Source organism: Streptococcus macacae NCTC 11558 (assembly GCF_000187995.2).
GTDB lineage: Bacteria > Bacillota > Bacilli > Lactobacillales > Streptococcaceae > Streptococcus > Streptococcus macacae.
In genome coordinates, this window is record NZ_AEUW02000001.1 from 809,628 (window position 1) to 825,872 (window position 16,245).

General features: G+C 38.8%; 16 protein-coding genes. 2 read left to right on the forward strand and 14 right to left on the reverse strand.

Annotated elements, in window-relative coordinates; translation table 11 throughout:
* Positions 1-20 precede the first annotated feature (20 nt).
* The 5 genes from STRMA_RS03865 to cpsA all read right to left on the reverse strand — a co-directional run bounded on the left by STRMA_RS03865 (position 21) and on the right by cpsA (position 5,720).
* Positions 21-812, reverse strand: coding sequence for a DUF4422 domain-containing protein (locus STRMA_RS03865; RefSeq protein ID WP_003082338.1), 792 nt, complete (start codon positions 810-812; stop codon positions 21-23).
* Between the two features lie 11 nt (positions 813-823).
* Positions 824-1,933 carry a UDP-galactopyranose mutase gene (gene glf / locus STRMA_RS03870; RefSeq protein ID WP_003080365.1) on the reverse strand — a complete coding sequence of 370 codons (1,110 nt, stop codon included), beginning with the start codon at positions 1,931-1,933 and terminating at the stop codon, positions 824-826.
* 9 nt (positions 1,934-1,942) lie between these two features.
* Positions 1,943-3,397: a flippase gene (locus tag STRMA_RS03875; RefSeq protein ID WP_003080226.1), complete on the reverse strand. Its 1,455-nt coding sequence runs from the start codon at positions 3,395-3,397 to the stop codon at positions 1,943-1,945.
* A gap of 32 nt (positions 3,398-3,429) precedes the next feature.
* A complete protein-coding gene (locus tag STRMA_RS03880) occupies positions 3,430-4,083 on the reverse strand; it encodes a sugar transferase (RefSeq protein ID WP_050897462.1) in 654 nt (217 codons plus the stop codon).
* Positions 4,084-4,250: 167 nt separating this feature from the next.
* A complete protein-coding gene (gene cpsA / locus STRMA_RS03885) occupies positions 4,251-5,720 on the reverse strand; it encodes an LCP family glycopolymer transferase CpsA (RefSeq protein ID WP_003078918.1) in 1,470 nt (489 codons plus the stop codon).
* A 155-nt stretch (positions 5,721-5,875) separates the two neighbouring features.
* Between cpsA and STRMA_RS03890 the strand changes: the two genes are divergently transcribed.
* Positions 5,876-6,784 (forward strand): LysR family transcriptional regulator, encoded by a 909-nt coding sequence (locus STRMA_RS03890; protein WP_003079175.1) that lies wholly within the window; start codon positions 5,876-5,878, stop codon positions 6,782-6,784.
* Between the two features lie 190 nt (positions 6,785-6,974).
* Here STRMA_RS03890 and deoD read toward each other — a convergent pair whose 3' ends face one another.
* From deoD to rpiA, 7 genes are all read right to left on the reverse strand, one after another.
* Complete coding sequence (gene deoD / locus STRMA_RS03895; RefSeq protein ID WP_003080559.1) at positions 6,975-7,679, reverse strand: purine-nucleoside phosphorylase; 705 nt, start codon at positions 7,677-7,679, stop codon at positions 6,975-6,977.
* A gap of 676 nt (positions 7,680-8,355) precedes the next feature.
* Positions 8,356-9,069, reverse strand: coding sequence for a glutamine amidotransferase-related protein (locus STRMA_RS03900; RefSeq protein WP_003079987.1), 714 nt, complete (start codon positions 9,067-9,069; stop codon positions 8,356-8,358).
* Between the two features lie 13 nt (positions 9,070-9,082).
* Positions 9,083-9,892 (reverse strand): purine-nucleoside phosphorylase, encoded by an 810-nt coding sequence (locus STRMA_RS03905; protein ID WP_003081088.1) that lies wholly within the window; start codon positions 9,890-9,892, stop codon positions 9,083-9,085.
* An 18-nt stretch (positions 9,893-9,910) separates the two neighbouring features.
* Positions 9,911-10,477, reverse strand: a complete 567-nt coding sequence (locus tag STRMA_RS03910; RefSeq protein WP_003082272.1) for a DUF1697 domain-containing protein — start codon at positions 10,475-10,477, stop codon at positions 9,911-9,913.
* A 2-nt stretch (positions 10,478-10,479) separates the two neighbouring features.
* Positions 10,480-11,241: an EcsC family protein gene (locus tag STRMA_RS03915; protein ID WP_003081400.1), complete on the reverse strand. Its 762-nt coding sequence runs from the start codon at positions 11,239-11,241 to the stop codon at positions 10,480-10,482.
* A 7-nt stretch (positions 11,242-11,248) separates the two neighbouring features.
* The gene (locus tag STRMA_RS03920) at positions 11,249-12,460 is read right to left on the reverse strand and encodes a phosphopentomutase (protein ID WP_003081951.1); all 1,212 of its coding nucleotides are present in this window, start codon (positions 12,458-12,460) and stop codon (positions 11,249-11,251) included.
* Positions 12,461-12,518: 58 nt separating this feature from the next.
* The gene (gene rpiA / locus STRMA_RS03925) at positions 12,519-13,196 is read right to left on the reverse strand and encodes a ribose-5-phosphate isomerase RpiA (RefSeq protein WP_003079744.1); all 678 of its coding nucleotides are present in this window, start codon (positions 13,194-13,196) and stop codon (positions 12,519-12,521) included.
* Between the two features lie 129 nt (positions 13,197-13,325).
* Between rpiA and mnmE the strand changes: the two genes are divergently transcribed.
* A complete protein-coding gene (gene mnmE, locus STRMA_RS03930) occupies positions 13,326-14,693 on the forward strand; it encodes a tRNA uridine-5-carboxymethylaminomethyl(34) synthesis GTPase MnmE (protein WP_003082316.1) in 1,368 nt (455 codons plus the stop codon).
* Positions 14,694-14,867: 174 nt separating this feature from the next.
* On the opposite strand, the gene STRMA_RS03935 is transcribed toward mnmE, so the two are convergent.
* Positions 14,868-15,635 carry a DUF4931 domain-containing protein gene (locus tag STRMA_RS03935; RefSeq protein ID WP_003080388.1) on the reverse strand — a complete coding sequence of 256 codons (768 nt, stop codon included), beginning with the start codon at positions 15,633-15,635 and terminating at the stop codon, positions 14,868-14,870.
* On the reverse strand, positions 15,632-16,219 hold the full coding sequence (locus STRMA_RS03940; RefSeq protein ID WP_003081952.1) for a uracil-DNA glycosylase family protein: 588 nt from the start codon (positions 16,217-16,219) through the stop codon (positions 15,632-15,634). Before STRMA_RS03940 ends, STRMA_RS03935 begins: the two co-directional genes overlap by 4 nt.
* Between the last annotated feature and the right edge of the window lie 26 nt (positions 16,220-16,245).

A 16,245-nucleotide genomic window follows, 5' to 3' on the forward strand; every position in this document is an offset into this window, starting at 1 on the left:
TTATTCTTCCTTTTCTTCTCTCAAAAACTCTGTCCGTATTTCTTTCCAAAAAATTTGGCTGCTAAAAAAGATTTTCCCTTTTGAAAGAGATTTACCTTTTCCATATACATAAAAGGCACTTCTTTGACGATAGCCTTTTGTTTAGCCAACCAGACATTAAAAAGTCGCTCACTGATACGGCCAAATAAACGGGCATCAAAAGCAGAGTAAGCCGTAAGATCTAATCTGCGGTATAGTTCATCAATAATAGGAAAGAGCCACTGACAATAACGATCTGCTAACGCTTTTTTCATGATAAACATATTAAACATATAACCGCTTCTTTGTTTTAATACGCGATCAAATACAGGCACATCTTTGGGATGTATCTCTGTCAGAATCTCTCTTGTCACTTCAAGATGCTTTACGTCATGTGTATGTGCATAGTGCGAATATAGGGTTTCAATATAGTATCTGCGTTTTTTAGGTACTAGTATATCTGCTTGATCTAATAATTCTTCCAGCTGAGACTGATTAAGGATAACATCATCAATAACCATTTCTGGGGAAAATTTTCTTCGTTTGACAGTAAAATAACGACGGTAATGAACAAGACCCAGATAATCGCAATCAAGATTTTTCCAAGCCCAGTAAAGGCCAGTCAGCTCACAATAATAAGGATTTAAAGCTGAAATATGATCGCCCGTATTGTCTCCTTTGTAACCTAAATCTTCTTTTCCTTCTCGGCCAACATGAAGCGGAAGGTAAAGATTTTGATCCTTGGGCATTTGAAATTTCTTATGTGTCGCTACAATTAATCTAATGTCTTTCACATCCAGTCCCCTTATCCAAGTTCCTTTCTGGCACATTGCAGGGCTGCCGCAATAACTTGGTGCATATCATAATAGCGATACTGACCCAAGCGTCCGCCAAAGATAACCTGCGCTTCTTTTTCAGCTAAGGCTTTATAGTTATCATAAAGATGGTTATTGCGATCATTATTAAGAGGATAGTAAGGCTCATCGCCTCTTTGCCAAGTCTTAGAAAATTCTTTTGTAATGATCGTATCTTTCTGATTGCCAAATTCAAAGTGCTTATGCTCAATAATGCGTGTATAAGCTGTTTCACTGTCTGTATAGTTGACAACAGCATTGCCTTGATAATTATCTTTTTCAAGTATTTCTGTCTCAAAACGAAGACTGCGGTATTCTAATTCCCCCAATTGGTAATCAAAGAACTGATCAATCATACCTGTAAAAATAATTTTCGGAAAAGCAGCCAAATAATTCTTCTTGGCAGCAAAAAAATCTGTATTTACTTGAACATCAATATTGGGGTGTTCTAGCATTTTCTCTATAATCTGAGTATAGCCGCCAATCGGAATACCTTGATAAGTATCATTGAAATAGTTATTATCATAAGTCAAGCGGACAGGCAGACGACGGATAATAAAAGCAGGCAGCTCTGTGCAGGGTTTTCCCCATTGTTTTTGAGTATAATCCCTAATTAATTTTTCATAGATATCCGTTCCGACAAGTGAGATAGCTTGTTCTTCTAAATTTTCAGGCTTTTTTCCTCCAAGAACTGCACGCTGCTCTGCAATCTTGGCCTGTGCTTCTTCAGGTGTTACAACGCCCCAAAGCTTATTAAACGTATTCATATTAAAAGGAAGATTGTAGATTTCTCCCTTATAGTTAGCAATAGGAGAATTGGTATAGCGGTTAAAGTCAGCAAACTGGTTAACATAATCCCAGATTTCCTTATCTGATGTGTGAAAAATATGAGCACCATACTCATGCACCTGAATTCCTTGGACTTCCTTAGTATAAATATTACCAGCAATATGTCCTCGTTTTTCAATGACTTTAACCTTTTTCCCCTTAAGAGCCGCTTCATGGGCAAAAACAGCACCAAATAAACCTGAACCGACAACTAGATAATCATATTGCGACATGTACATCTCCTATTTAAATTTAAACCGTCCTAACATGGACCGTAAAGTCTCATTTGTAAATTTCTCTTTTGTTAGCAGCAAGCCCAGACCATAAATGGCAAAGAAGATAAATCCTGTGCTAACCAGCATGAAAAAGATTCTTAATGAAATCGTATTTTTAAACAATACAGTTACTATAATAGCTGCTGCTGAACTAAGAGCTATCTTCCACAAACCAATTCTTTTTAGCATAGGCAAGATAAGATCACGTAAGAAATAAAGCTGTACCAAAACGACTGTTAACTCTGCAAGACTGCCTACAATAGCTGCGCCTGCAGCTCCAAAAAGGGGAATCATCATGATATTTAGCAAAACATCCACAATAGCACCAATAATCGTTGAGATAACAACCAATCTTTCTCTTTGTGTTGGTACTAAAATCTGCATTCCCATTAAATTGGAGATTCCAATAAAAAGAACCGTCGGCATTAAGAGCTGCATGGGTAAAATAGCAGGAAGAAAATTAGTGCCAGATAAAAAGAGGATACTTTCTTTAGCGTCAATGATAAAAAAGAGTGTCAAAGGAACTGAGAGAACAAATACGAAACTGAGAGCCTTTTCAACTAGTAGCTTAAATTCCATATGTTTTTGCTGCTCATGATAAAAAGATAAACGCGGCAGCAAAACGGCACCAAGGGAGGTAACCACACTAACTAGAATCTGTTTCACTTTAACCGCTGCCGAATAATAGCCAACCTGATGGTCTCCTTTAATAAAACCTAATAGACTAGTATCCATATTAAGATAAATAGTTGTAGAAACTGTCAAAAGAAAGAAAGTCAGACAAGGTTTGATATGCTGTATTAAATTAAGATACCGAATAGGCTGAACAGTAACCAGCTTTCTTAAATTAAGAAAATTCATCAGATTTGATCCGACTCCTGCTAGTACTGTAATAGCTCCGTATATAACATAATCGCCCTTACTTCTGACTAAAAGCAAAAGCAGAATTAAAGACAGTAATTTAAAAAGGATGGAACGGATGGTAATATAGGAATACTTTTCTAAAGCCTTATAAAGCCACTCTACCCCTAATACGTTAAAAATAAGAGTAGAGGACATGATAAGATAAAGCATCTTTTCTTGTGCCATTTTTTCAACGGTCAATACAGAAACAGCTAAAGCAAGCAAGGCGAAAGCTGTTACGATAGCATTAAGAAAAAAAATTTCCTGAACTGTTTTGCTCAACTTAGCCCTGTCTTCTCTAACCTTGGCACAAGCTCTAATTCCATAAGTAGGAATTCCCATCATACCAACCATCGTAAAATAAGAAATATTGGACGTTGCAAAAGTAACCGCTCCGACGCCTTGAGCTTGAAGCACTCTGGAAGCATAAGGAAAAGTAATTAAAGGGAAAATAAAATTCGATACGGTCAGAAGAAAATTCATGATGAAATTAAATCGGACTGAATTATAACGATTCATGCGCTGCAATACTCCAATTGATTAACGATAAACTAATGAGCTCCTTCGCCTGTAAAAACCTTTTTAATAGTCAGGAAAAAAATCTTAAGGTCCAATTTAAAGGAAGCATTCTTAACATAGTAAAGCTCTAAGCGGCAGCGCTCAGGATAAAGCACTTCACTTCGGCCTGAAACCTGCCACCAGCCAGTAATTCCCGGCTTAATAGACAGCAATATTTTTTGCTCATCCTGGGTGTATTCATTTAATTCGGAAGCCAAAATAGGACGCGGACCAATGAAACTCATATCTCCTTTAAGCAAGTTGAGGAACTGCGGCAATTCATCAATACTAGCTTTTCTAAGAAAATAGCCCAAACGTGTTAGTCTTGGATCCTCCTTAGGCGGCAGTTTATAACTATTATTTAAATATTTCTGATAAAGTTCAGGATTTGATCGTAAAACTTCTTCCGCATTAACCATCATTGAACGGAATTTGATGATTCTAAACGTTTTACCTTTCAATCCCATTCGCTCTTGCGTGAAGAACACATGCCCTCTATTTCGCCCGAATAAGTAAGCTATGGCAACAACGATTGTAACAGGCAGCAATAAGCAGACAACACCTAATACTCCTATAATAATATCCAATAAGCGTTTTACAAATACGATATAGAAATAGCGGAGACGTGGAAATTTTCGTTTCGTCAATTTCTCCTCCAAATATATTTTCTTTTTCTACAAATCCATTCTAAGCTATTGATCTTTGCTGAGCTATTAGTTTCCAACAAGAATCATCAGCTAGCTGTTTCAAAATGAAACCAATTATCATTAAAATCATAATAATTGGTTTTCCATTTATCACTTGCAATCAACTGCTAGTCTCCATCCATGGTTTCCTTGATTGCCTTTTTAGCCTTACTTAGACTGGAATCATCAATAGACAGCATATAAAGACTTGAATTTGGCATCGCATATGATTTTAATTCCCCTGTTGACCCTGTACCAGTAAGCGCTTGGGAAGTTACCGTATATTTAGAATTGGATTCTAACTGTGAATTTACTAGCGACATCAAGGTATTTAGCGACATATTAGTCTGGATAGATTTGCTCAAACCTTTAATAATGCTGTTATAATTAGAGACAGCATTGAGAGAGGTCAGCTTGTCCACGATAGCTGAAATGACTTTTTCTTGATTTTTACCGCGGTCATTGTCCCCTTGTTCCAGAGAATAACGCTCGCGGACAAAAGCTAGGGCTTTCTTAGAATCAAGATGCAGTCTTCCTTTAGGAAAATCATAATGATCAATATGACTGTTAAAGGCTTGATCGTTATCAATATCAATACCTCCAAGCAAATCAACTAATTTCAAGAAAGAAGTGAAATTAATCCGGGCATAGTAATCAATGTCAATATCATAAAGTTTTTCCAAGGTATGGATAGAGGCGTCTACTCCGTAAATACCTGCATGGGTTAACTTATCTTTTTGATTGTTGCCGCCATCAGCAATAGGCACATAAGCATCACGCGGAGTTGTTGTCAAAAGGATTTTATTGGTCTTGCGGTTAACCGTCATGATAATATTAACATCCGAACGTGAAACCGAGGAGATAGATCCATAAGTATCGATACCGCTGATATACACATTAAAAACATCTGAATTAGCTTTTTTATTAGCTGAGGCTACCTTTTGTTTAATTTTGAAGGTATAAAGAGTTTTCAGCTTGCTTTTATAATTGTCATCTGACTGTGATAAAAGTTCACCGTAAGCACTATTTAAGACCATAGCTTTGCTTTTGTCCTGAAGAACTGCTTGATAAGCTGCCTGATAGGACTCTGCTTCCTCAGTTGTCAGATCCAGCCCTTTATCACTTTTTATCTTAGACAGCAAAGCAGCAATATTAGAGCCGTCACTGTCAGTTGGAGCTAAGACGCTGTTTAGATCCGACAGCTTAGAAACATCACTGTCCTTAGCAGCAACCACGCTCATTTCAGTCTCTACATACTTAGCTGTATTGTTCATATAATTAGAGGTATCAACAGCCGATTTCAAGTAATAAATCCCTACTGCCATAGCCAGAGAACTCAGCAAAAGGACAGCAAAAGTTGTCTTTGGAGCTTTTTTGCGAATGATTAAAGTTCCTGTTATCCCAGCAATAAGCAAAAGGACAAAAGCAAGGATGATATTTAATTTTCTAAAGTCCAAAATTTGATAAGAGAAGATAAAAAAGAGAGTTACTGCAGATAGGATAACAAAGAGTAATAAGAAGAAACCATTGATAAGTCCCAATTGCTTTTGCTTTCCTGAATGCGAACTCTTGCTTGAACGAGTCGAACCATTTACCATAAATTTTATCTCCCAACATGCTAATTAAATATACATACCACAACTAGTTTAGTATACCACTTTTAGGCTGTCATTGCAATTTCCTTCCATTATGAATGCAGTTTTATGACTTTGATGTTATTTGTAAAAAACATGTTTTGTGATACAATACTTTTATGCGTATTCAACAATTACACTATATCATTAAAATCGTCGAAACCGGCAGCATGAACGAAGCTGCTAAACAGCTTTTTATTACTCAGCCTTCACTTTCAAATGCTGTCCGTGATTTAGAACGCGAGATGGGTATCGAAATTTTCATTCGCAATCCCAAAGGCATTACGTTAACGAAAGACGGCGTTGAATTTTTATCCTATGCCCGCCAAGTCGTTGAACAGACCGCCCTGCTGGAAGAACGCTACAAAAGCCAGGGCAACACTCGCGAGTTATTCAGTGTCTCTGCCCAGCACTATGCTTTTGTTGTTAATGCTTTTGTCAGTCTGCTTAAAGAAACAGATATGACACGCTATGAACTTTTTTTACGGGAAACACGGACTTGGGAAATTATAGATGATGTTAAAAATTTCCGCTCAGAGATTGGAGTCCTTTTTTTGAATAGCTACAATCGAGATGTCCTAACAAAGATGTTTGATGACAATCATCTAACTTATACCAATCTTTTTAAGGCTCATCCGCATATTTTTGTCAGTAAATCCAACCCGCTGGCAAACAGAAAAAGTGTTTCTGTCAGTGATTTAGAAGATTTTCCTTATTTAAGCTATGAACAGGGGATCCATAATTCTTTTTACTTCTCAGAAGAGATCATGTCACAGATTGCACATAAAAAATCCATCGTGGTATCTGACCGAGCAACTTTATTTAATTTGATGATTGGCTTGGATGGCTATACAATCGCTACTGGAATCCTAAACAGTAATCTCAATGGAGATAATATTGTTTCCATTCCTCTGGATGTTAATGATGAAATTGATATTATCTATATCAAACATGAAAAAGCAAATTTATCTAAAATGGGGGAAAAATTTATTGATTATCTCCTTGAAGAAGTAAAATTTAATAAATAACCCATATTGACCTACCTTAAGCAAGGTTAGTATAGACAAAAGGAGCAGGGTAAGAGCTGATTTTTGAGAAATCATAGCTTTTGCCCTGCTCCTTTTTATATTCTCTGGCACAAACAGCTGAATTTTATACTCTTCGAAAATCTCTTTAAACGAGGTCAGTATCACCTTGCCGCAGGCCAGGACTGTCCTCTTAAGAAATAAGGGTCTCCAATCCTATTTTCATCATATCGGTAAAAGTATTTTGGCGCTCTTGCGCACTTGTATCTTCATCAGCAACCAAACTGTCTGAAATAGTCATGATGCCCAGCGCCTGAACACCGTGCTTGGCCGCCAGATAATAAAGTGCTGCTGCTTCCATCTCAACAGCCTTAATCCCCATCTGTCCCAGCTTGATATTATTCTCAGTAAAGTCCGAGTAAAACGCATCGATAGAAAGAACACTGCCAACATGAGTTGTTAGCTGCATATCTTGAGCAAGGTGATAAGCTTTATCTAATAGCGCAAAATCAGCAATCTGTGGCAAGTCATATTGCGGCCATTCATTTTTAATCATACTGGAAGTTGTGCCTGCTGCCTGCGCTAAAACAAGATCACGCACATGAACCTCCTTATTGAGAGAACCAGCCGTCCCGACACGAATAAGCTTTTTGACACCATAAGCAGTTATCAGTTCATTGACATAAATAGAAATAGAGGGCATCCCCATCCCTGTTCCCATGACAGAAATGGACTGTCCTTTATAAGTTCCAGTAAATCCAAGCATACCGCGGATTTCATTAAAACAAACTGCATCTTCTAAAAAATTTTCAGCAATAAATTTAGCACGAAGAGGATCACCGGGTAATAAAATTTTATCAGCAATGTCCCCTTCTTTAGCTCCAATATGAATAGACATAATTTTATGATACAGAGAGCGACCAGAAAGCGACTGAAAATTAGGAAACCGAAGGGAAATCCTGATTTCCAGAAGGTTTATCTATTTTCTAAGCTTTCCGCTCGGGTTCAAATTAAAAAATGACTCTCTTTCCTTTCTTTTTAATTTCAGATAGATAGAGGGGGCCCAGTCCTTAGCCCGTATTCAGTTGCACTGATACAAGCTTCCCTATTCCTTTCTGCATTTTTAGAACAAAACTCCCTTTTAGGGCGGGCTCAATTCCTTTTGTTTTAATTTGTAGGAAGAGAATATTTCTAAGCTTTCCGCTCGGGTTCAAATTAAAAAATAGCTCTCTTTCCTTTCTTTTATTTTCAGATAGATAGAAGGGGCCCAGTCCTTAGCCCGTATTCAGTTGCACTGATACAAGCTTCCCTATTCCTTTCTGTATTTTTAGAACAAAACTCCCTTTTAGGGCGGGCTCAATTCCTTTTGTTTTAATTTTTAGACAGCATAGGCAGTCTCAGCAAAGCAAGTCTTACCTATTTTCTTTTATTTGCTCTTCCAGCCCTTCCTAAAATGAACCAGAAACAAGCTATGATAAACCAAAAAGTCCTTTGATGATTGGGCATAAAACTAGCAATTAAGGCGATTAAAGCTACTATAAAATATAGATAGTCATATTTAAACTTTTTTCATACTAGTTCTCCTCTGCCGTCAATTTGTCTAAAAAACGGTATAGAACTTGATTCATTTTAGAATAATCGTAATCAAGAATTTCCCAAGCAGGCTGATAGTAAGGCTCTTCCTGCACCTGTTGGTCATAATTGACTTCGTGGGCTAGCAAGGCCTTCACCAGTTCTTTTGAAAATTCCAAGTGGCATTGAAAGGCATAAACTTTGTCTGCATACTTGATAATTTGACGCGGACAGCCTTTGGAAGCTGCTAAAACAAGAGCTTCATCTGTCAGTCCTGGCATATCTCCGTGCCAATGACCGACAGCCGTACCATCTGCAAAATCTGCTAGCAAAGGATCTTGTTTGCCTGCTTCTGTCAAAGAAATTAAGTAATTGCCAATTTCTTTTTGAGGACTAGAACAATAATCTGCTCCAAAGGCTAGTCCCAACAGCTGAGCGCCCAAACAAACACCGATAATGATTTTATGTGCTTTAACTGCTTTTTGAATGAGGTTAATCTCTGCTTGAGCATCATAGTAAGGAAAATCTTTTTTTGTGCTGGAAGGGCTTTGCGGACCGCCCATGAGAATTAACATATCAAAATCGTCCATGGATTCAGGCAATTTTTCATAGCGATAAATCTTAGTCATCGATACTTCGTGGCCGCAAAGAGCTGCCCAAGCCAGATAAGCTCCCGGTGCCTCAAACGTTTCATGAAGGACAAAATGAATTCTCATACTCACTCACTCCTTATAATTCTGCCAAGACAGCTTTTACCAGTCTCTTAAAATCTTCTTTTATTTGTTGGGTCACTGCTACAACCTCTTCGTGATTAAGTTCTGACTGAAAACCAGCCGCAAAATTCGTAATGGCAGAAATGCCTAAGACCTTAAGACCCGAATGTGCAGCTGTGATAACCTCAGCTACCGTTGACATGCCGACTGCATCTGCACCCATGGTTTTAAAAGCACGGATTTCAGCAGGTGTCTCATAGGACGGACCAGAAACACCTATATAAACACCTTCAGCCAACTTCACATCAATTTTTTCAGCGACAGCCTGTGCTTTTTGACGATAGTCCGCTGTATAAGCGTTGGACATATCAGGAAAACGAGGGCCAAAGTCATCCAAATTTTCCCCCATCAAAGGATTGCTTCCTGTTAGATTGATATGATCTGAAATTGCCATCAAGGTCCCTGGTCCAAATCCAATTCCCCCAGCAGCATTAGTGACGATAAGGCCTTTGCAGCCCAAGGCTTTCATGATTCGAACTGGAAAAGTCACCAATTCCATAGGATTTCCTTCATAATAATGAAAACGTCCCTGCAATGCTAAAACTTTGCGACCCGCTAAATCTCCGTATACCAATTTTCCAGCATGACCAGAAACGGTCGATCGTCCCCAGTTGGGAATGTCGGCATAGTCAAGGACAGTAGCATTTTTGATTTCCTCTGCTAACTCACCCAAACCAGAACCAAGAATCAGACCAAATTCCGGCTGCTCTACACCTTTTGCTTTTAGAAAATCGCGTGTTTCATAAATTTTTTCAAGTAATGACATAGTTATTCCTTATTCTTTTTAGTGCTGAAGAAATTTTAAAATCTTTTCAGCTGTCTTGCTGTTTCGAATGGTTACCTGACGGTAAAAATCTTCTTTCATCAGTTGCTTATGATAGCTTGTTTTGAGGTACTCACTCTCAGTATACTTGCCCCAATAGATGCCCAATACTCCAAAATGAACTACTTCATCTCTCAGCGAAAAGGATCTGACACGCTCAACAGCCCTTTCTTTATCCATCTTTTCTGTGAAAAAAAGAACATCTTTTCGGGCTAAGTCACGGTGCCACCAGTCAGGCAGAGCACGATAGTCTTTTTCATAATCCTCTTGTGAAAAGAGTGAAAAATACTGGATAAAAGGATAATTTTCTGCAAATAGCTGTTCAAACTGAGCAAGAATATCAGCGCGAGGCTTTTCTGATTGAAAGAAGAGATTCCCGCTATTGATATAGGTCTTAACGTTTGCAAATCCCATATCTGTCACCAGCTGACGAAGCTCGCTCATGACCACCTTGTTTTTACCGCCGACATTGATACCTCTTAAGAGGAGGACATAGCTTAGTGAACTAATTTCTTCTAATTTTTTCATACTTAATCACTATCTTCAGGTATTATCATTCCATCACCAGTGTTCAATCCGACATCAGTAAACGTATCCTTTGCTAACTTGGCAATTGTTCGAGTTGTAACAGCATCAAAAGTACCTCCGACTACTGCACCTGCTACAGGAATAGCTTTACCCAAATTAACTAATCCTCTTGTTCCAAATTTTGTAGCTAATCTAAATCCCACAGCTTGATTTATTTTAGTCAATACTTTTCCGGGAATCTTTTTAACCATTTCTATAGCAAATTTATTACCAAACTCAATGCTGAATTTTTTAGTAATATCTAAGACAGATGTCCCTGCAAGAGTAGCATATACAAAAGTCTGAACTTGATCACTATGTAAATTGTAACCCCTCATTTTAGCTATAGCTGCAATCATTCTCATCTGAAATAAGATGACTGTTGATACATTAGCTGGAATGGTGACAGGCATAGTTATTAACCCTCCGAATCCTGTTACAAATCCTGATGCAGCTGCTTTTGTTGTTTGAAATTTAATCATTTTATCAATAGCACTTTCCTTATCAGCGCTTTTAGCTAAGTAGTCGTTTACAAATTGGTCAATATCTTTTTGTCCAGGAATTCCATTTAAAACCTTAGAATAAGCCCAATCTAACGTTTTACTCATCGCCTCTTGGCTTATTTTGCTAACCTGGTCCGTATTGTTACTGACTAGTTGCTTCGTTCTAACAAAAGTTTTGATTTTTTCTTTGAGCTGAGAAGATGATTGTTCTATTTTACTCATATCCTTACTACACCAATTCCTTTAAAAAACTTTCCCCAATCATAGCGGCAGCAATACCAAAATTATCAGCAATCGTTGCTGATATATCAGCATAATGGCCAACTGGAAGAACACCATTTCCAGTAAATGATGGGCTGTAGGCTAAGAGCGGCACATATTCACGGGTATGGTCCGTTCCAGCATAGGTTGGGTCATTGCCGTGGTCAGCGGTAATCAAAAGAAGGTCATCTTCATTCATCGCTGCAATAATTTCTGGCAGGCGTTCATCAAACTCATGCAGGCAGTCCCGGTAGCCATGTGCATTGCGGCGGTGGCCATAAAGGGCATCAAAATCAACCAAGTTAGTAAATGAGAAGCCCTTTGTAAACTCAGGTAAGCTTATAGTTTTAAGCAAAGTATCCACACCGTGGTTATTTGATTTGTTATGCCCCATGTCATGGATAATACCTGAACCATTGAAAATATCATTAATTTTACCAATACCATAAGTTGAAATACCAGCATCTGCCAGTTTATTTAGCACTGTTGGTGCAAATGGCGATACTGCATAATCATGACGGTTAGCTGTCCGCGTGAAATTCCCCGGTTCACCAACATAAGGACGGGCAATGATACGTCCCAAAAGAGTGGGACGCTCCATAGTAATGGAGCGGGCATATTCACAGATTTTGTAAAGTTCTTCCAAAGGAATAACATCTTCGTGCGCTGCAATCTGAAGAACAGGGTCCGCAGAAGTATAGATGATTAATTCACCTGTCTCCATCTGACGTGGGCCAAAATCAGCAATAACAGCTGTTCCCGAATAAGGCTTATTAGCCTCACGAATCACTTTGCGGCCTGAGAAAGTTTCAATCTGCTGAATCAGTTCCTCAGGAAAGCCATTCCAGAAAGTGTCAAATGGTTCGGTAATATTGAGTCCCATAATTTCCCAATGGCCGGTCATCGTATCTTTACCATTTGATACTTCTTGTAATTTTGTAACATAGCCAGTTGGATTGCTTTCAGCTGGAACAGTCTTAAGCGGACTTTCGCGCGGAATATTTCCCAGCCCAATCTTAGCCATATTTGGAAGTTCAAGTCCAACTGTCTTTGAAATATGGCCTAAAGTATCTGAGGCACCGTCTGGTACACCAGCATTATTGAAATCATTGGCATCAGGTGCCGCTCCAATTCCAACTGAGTCTAAAACAACAAGGTGAATGCGATTAAAAGTTGACATTATTCTCCAATCTAAGATGACAAAGTGAGCACACCCGTCACCACCATTATTTTTTATTTTATCTATGAGCTTCTAAAATGCGAACTCCGTCTTGACCTGCAACAATAACACGATCAGCCATACCAGTGAAAAGACCATGTTCCACAACACCTACTTGATGATCCAGCATATTGCCAAAAGCCAGAGGATCAGGAATCGCTCCTAAATCCAAATCAATAATAAAGTTTTTCATATCTGTCACAAAGCGAAGACCGTCATGCTCACGAAAAGAAGGTTTATAGCCTTTTTTCTCAAATTCTCTAAAAAGACGTTCAGCCCCATATTGAACCACTTCAACAGGCAACTTAAAGGCTCCCAGAGTATCAACCATCTTACTTTCATCAACTACCCAGATATAATCCTTTGTCTGGATTCCTACTACTTTTTCCATCAACAAGGCTCCACCGCCGCCTTTGATGCCATTAAAATGGGGATCAACCTCATCAGCGCCATCCACTGTCACATCAACATAGTCAACCTCATCAATAGATTTCAAAGGAATTCCCAGTTCTTGAGCTTGGGCTGTCGTACGGCTGGAAGTCGTAACGCCTGCGATTTGCAGGCCTTCTTCTTGGATACGGCGGCCGATTTCCTCTACAAAATAATAGGCCGTGGAGCCTGTTCCCAGTCCTACAGTCATCCCATTTTTGACATACTGGGCCGCTCTGACACCAGCTATCTTTTTCAGTTTTTCCATGCGCTCTCCTTCATTCAGACATAATCATCTTATTATAACATGAAATCAAGGCCTTGTTAAAGGAAATCTTCTTTCTTTCAGCTATTTCAAAATCTTGCGACTTCCTTTTTTTTACGTTAAAATAAAACTATGATTACCAAAGAATTTGATACAATTACCGCTATCGCTACACCTCTTGGCGAAGGGGCCATCGGCATCGTTCGCATTTCAGGCTCTAAAGCGCTGGCCATTACTAAAAAGATTTTTAAAGGGAAAAATTTAGACGATCTTCCCTCTCATACTATTAATTATGGGCATATTGTGGAGAAAGGAGAAATTATTGATGAAGTCATGGTTTCTGTCATGCGTGCTCCTAAAACTTTTACGCGCGAAGATGTGATTGAAATCAATACACACGGCGGAGTTGCTGTTACTAATGAAATCCTGCAGCTGGTCATCCGCTCAGGTGCCCGTATGGCAGAACCTGGAGAGTTTACCAAACGTGCCTTTCTTAACGGACGGGTTGATTTAGCGCAGGCTGAAGCTGTTATGGATCTTATCCGCGCCAAAACAGATAAAGCTATGGCTGTAGCTGTTCAGCAGCTAGATGGTTCTCTTTCTAACCTAATCCATAATACACGTCAGGAAATCCTCAATACTTTGGCTCAAGTTGAAGTGAATATTGACTACCCTGAATATGATGACGTGGAAGAAATGACAACAGCACTCATGCGGGAAAAAACAGAGCAATTTGAAAGGCTTTTGACTAATCTTTTGCAGACAGCCAAGCGCGGAAAAATTTTACGTGAGGGGTTATCTACAGCTATTATTGGCCGGCCCAATGTTGGTAAGTCCAGCCTGCTCAATAATCTTTTACGAGAAGAAAAAGCTATTGTTACCAATATTGAGGGGACGACCCGTGACGTTATTGAAGAGTATGTCAATATCAAAGGAGTGCCCCTTAAACTGATTGATACAGCTGGCATTCGTGAAACTGATGACCTCGTTGAAAAAATTGGAGTTGAGCGTTCTAAAAAAGCTTTGGAAGAGGCAGATCTTGTCCTGCTTGTACTCAATAGTGCTGAGAAATTAACAGAGCAAGACCGTATGCTCTTGGAAATCAGTAAAAACAGCAATCGCCTTATCCTGCTTAACAAGACAGACCTGCCAGAGCAAATCGAAAGCGAACAGCTCCCGGAAGATTGCCTTAAAATCTCCGTCCTCCATAACCAAAATATTGATCTGATCGAAGAGCGCATCAACGGCATTTTCTTTGACAATACCGGTATTGTCGAAAAAGATGCTACTTATCTCTCTAATGCCCGCCACATTTCCTTAATTGAAAAAGCCCTTGAAAGCCTGCATGCTGTCACTGAAGGTTTAGAACTGGGCATGCCTGTTGATCTGCTGCAAGTGGATATGACCAGGGCCTGGGAAATCCTTGGCGAAATCACTGGAGAGGCCGCCCCAGATGAACTGATTACTCAGCTCTTTAGCCAATTCTGTCTAGGAAAATAATAAAAAAGCTTCAAAATCGTTTGGATGAAACCTCGATTTTGAAGCCTTTTTATTTCTAAGTACTGCATCTGCCTAGCAGCATTTTCAAATCAATAGATGATGGCTAGCAGTTTTATAAATAAAAAACACATCTAAAGCTATATTTCTTTATATTGAGCGCATTATGGTTTTAGCCTATTGATCTTGGGATAAATAAGCCAGAACCTCTTCTCTTATCGCCTCTAAACGTTTGAAATTATTGACTTGAGATAAATGATAGCCTACAAAATAAGGAGAGGCAACAAAGCGTGGAACAAGCTTACAAATCACGTGATGATCCAAACGATAGAAAAAGAGATTGTAAGACTGACAGCGTCCTGAAAAATACTCATTGAGAACATAGCGAACCATTTTCTGAACAGCATCTGCCAATAAGTCAGAAGAAGCCGTTTCTCTTATAGCAATATTAAATTCACAAAAACCCATGAGCGGTTTATCAGATAGGGTTATTTTAGCTTGAGAATCTGTTAATTCTTGAATCAATAAGCCTGTAAAATTTTCCTGAGAAATATCAGCATAAGCATCAGCCTTCTTAAAACCAACTATCTGCATATGGGGATGCCGCAGACTGCCGCCAGATAAAGGACCAAAATTCTTAAAAAGAACAACTGAGGTAAAGCTTTGATCAGCCGCTAATTGCTGCCAAGCCTGCAGAGCAAAGCGAAAAAGCCTGCGATTGTGCTTGCTCTCATAGTTTGCAATATCTCCTAAATGCTGGCTGGACTCTATGATAATAGTCTGATAGCTTTCATCTAAAACGGGATATTTGTTATCCAACCACATCAAACTGCCCTCTTGATCCAGAATTTTTTCTAAAGTATCTGGATGGCAAAAAGGACAAATATCCTTATTAGTTGGCTTATCTTGAGCAATATGAGGGTGAAAAATCAAGGGCTGATTCATTTCTTAATAACTTTCTGTATATGTCTTTTCAAATCTGGCACTACTTCTTCTTCAAACCAAGGATGCTTGGCCATCCAGATCCCGTTTCTAGGAGAAGGGTGAACAAGAGGAAAATAGTCTGGTAAATAAGTTTTATAGTCTTTAACAGTCTCTGTTAGCTTGACTGATTTCTTTTGGTGAAGATAGTATTTTTGAGCATAATTCCCAATCAAAATTGTCAATTGAATATCTGGCAAAAGGTCTAAAATTGGCTGATGCCATTTTTCAGCAAAACCTTTTCTTGGCGGTAAATCGCCTGATTTCCCTTTCCCTGGATAATAGAAATCCATGGGAATAATCGCAAAATAACCTGAGTGATAAAAGGTATCGGCATCAACTCCCATCCACTCCCGTAAGCGTTCTCCGCTCTTATCATTCCAGTAAAGGCGGGATTCTTGTGCTTTGATACCTGGTGCTTGGCCAACGATATTAATGCGGGCTGTGACGGGCGCTGCAAAAAGCGGTTCAATATTTTTTTCCGTAAAACTTTTATTTTGTTTATCAGCCATAATAGCTTGAGTGATTTCTTTAATACTATTTACCATAATCAAGACCTCTTTCTTTTAACATC

Bases quoted from the DNA above. Each gene is read 5' to 3' on its own strand.
- STRMA_RS03890 (WP_003079175.1), top strand. From the start codon at position 5,876: ATGCGTATTCAACAATTACACTATATCATTAAAATCGTCGAAACCGGC.
- STRMA_RS03920 (WP_003081951.1), bottom strand. From the start codon at position 12,460: ATGTCAACTTTTAATCGCATTCACCTTGTTGTTTTAGACTCAGTTGGA.
- STRMA_RS03910 (WP_003082272.1), bottom strand. From the start codon at position 10,477: ATGAAAAAATTAGAAGAAATTAGTTCACTAAGCTATGTCCTCCTCTTA.
- STRMA_RS03875 (WP_003080226.1), bottom strand. From the start codon at position 3,397: ATGAATCGTTATAATTCAGTCCGATTTAATTTCATCATGAATTTTCTT.
- STRMA_RS03915 (WP_003081400.1), bottom strand. From the start codon at position 11,241: ATGAGTAAAATAGAACAATCATCTTCTCAGCTCAAAGAAAAAATCAAA.
- STRMA_RS03935 (WP_003080388.1), bottom strand. From the start codon at position 15,635: ATGAATCAGCCCTTGATTTTTCACCCTCATATTGCTCAAGATAAGCCA.
- STRMA_RS03940 (WP_003081952.1), bottom strand. From the start codon at position 16,219: ATGGTAAATAGTATTAAAGAAATCACTCAAGCTATTATGGCTGATAAA.
- rpiA (WP_003079744.1), bottom strand. From the start codon at position 13,196: ATGGAAAAACTGAAAAAGATAGCTGGTGTCAGAGCGGCCCAGTATGTC.
- cpsA (WP_003078918.1), bottom strand. From the start codon at position 5,720: ATGGTAAATGGTTCGACTCGTTCAAGCAAGAGTTCGCATTCAGGAAAG.
- STRMA_RS03900 (WP_003079987.1), bottom strand. From the start codon at position 9,069: ATGAGAATTCATTTTGTCCTTCATGAAACGTTTGAGGCACCGGGAGCT.
- STRMA_RS03905 (WP_003081088.1), bottom strand. From the start codon at position 9,892: ATGTCATTACTTGAAAAAATTTATGAAACACGCGATTTTCTAAAAGCA.
- glf (WP_003080365.1), bottom strand. From the start codon at position 1,933: ATGTCGCAATATGATTATCTAGTTGTCGGTTCAGGTTTATTTGGTGCT.
- mnmE (WP_003082316.1), top strand. From the start codon at position 13,326: ATGATTACCAAAGAATTTGATACAATTACCGCTATCGCTACACCTCTT.
- deoD (WP_003080559.1), bottom strand. From the start codon at position 7,679: ATGTCTATTCATATTGGAGCTAAAGAAGGGGACATTGCTGATAAAATT.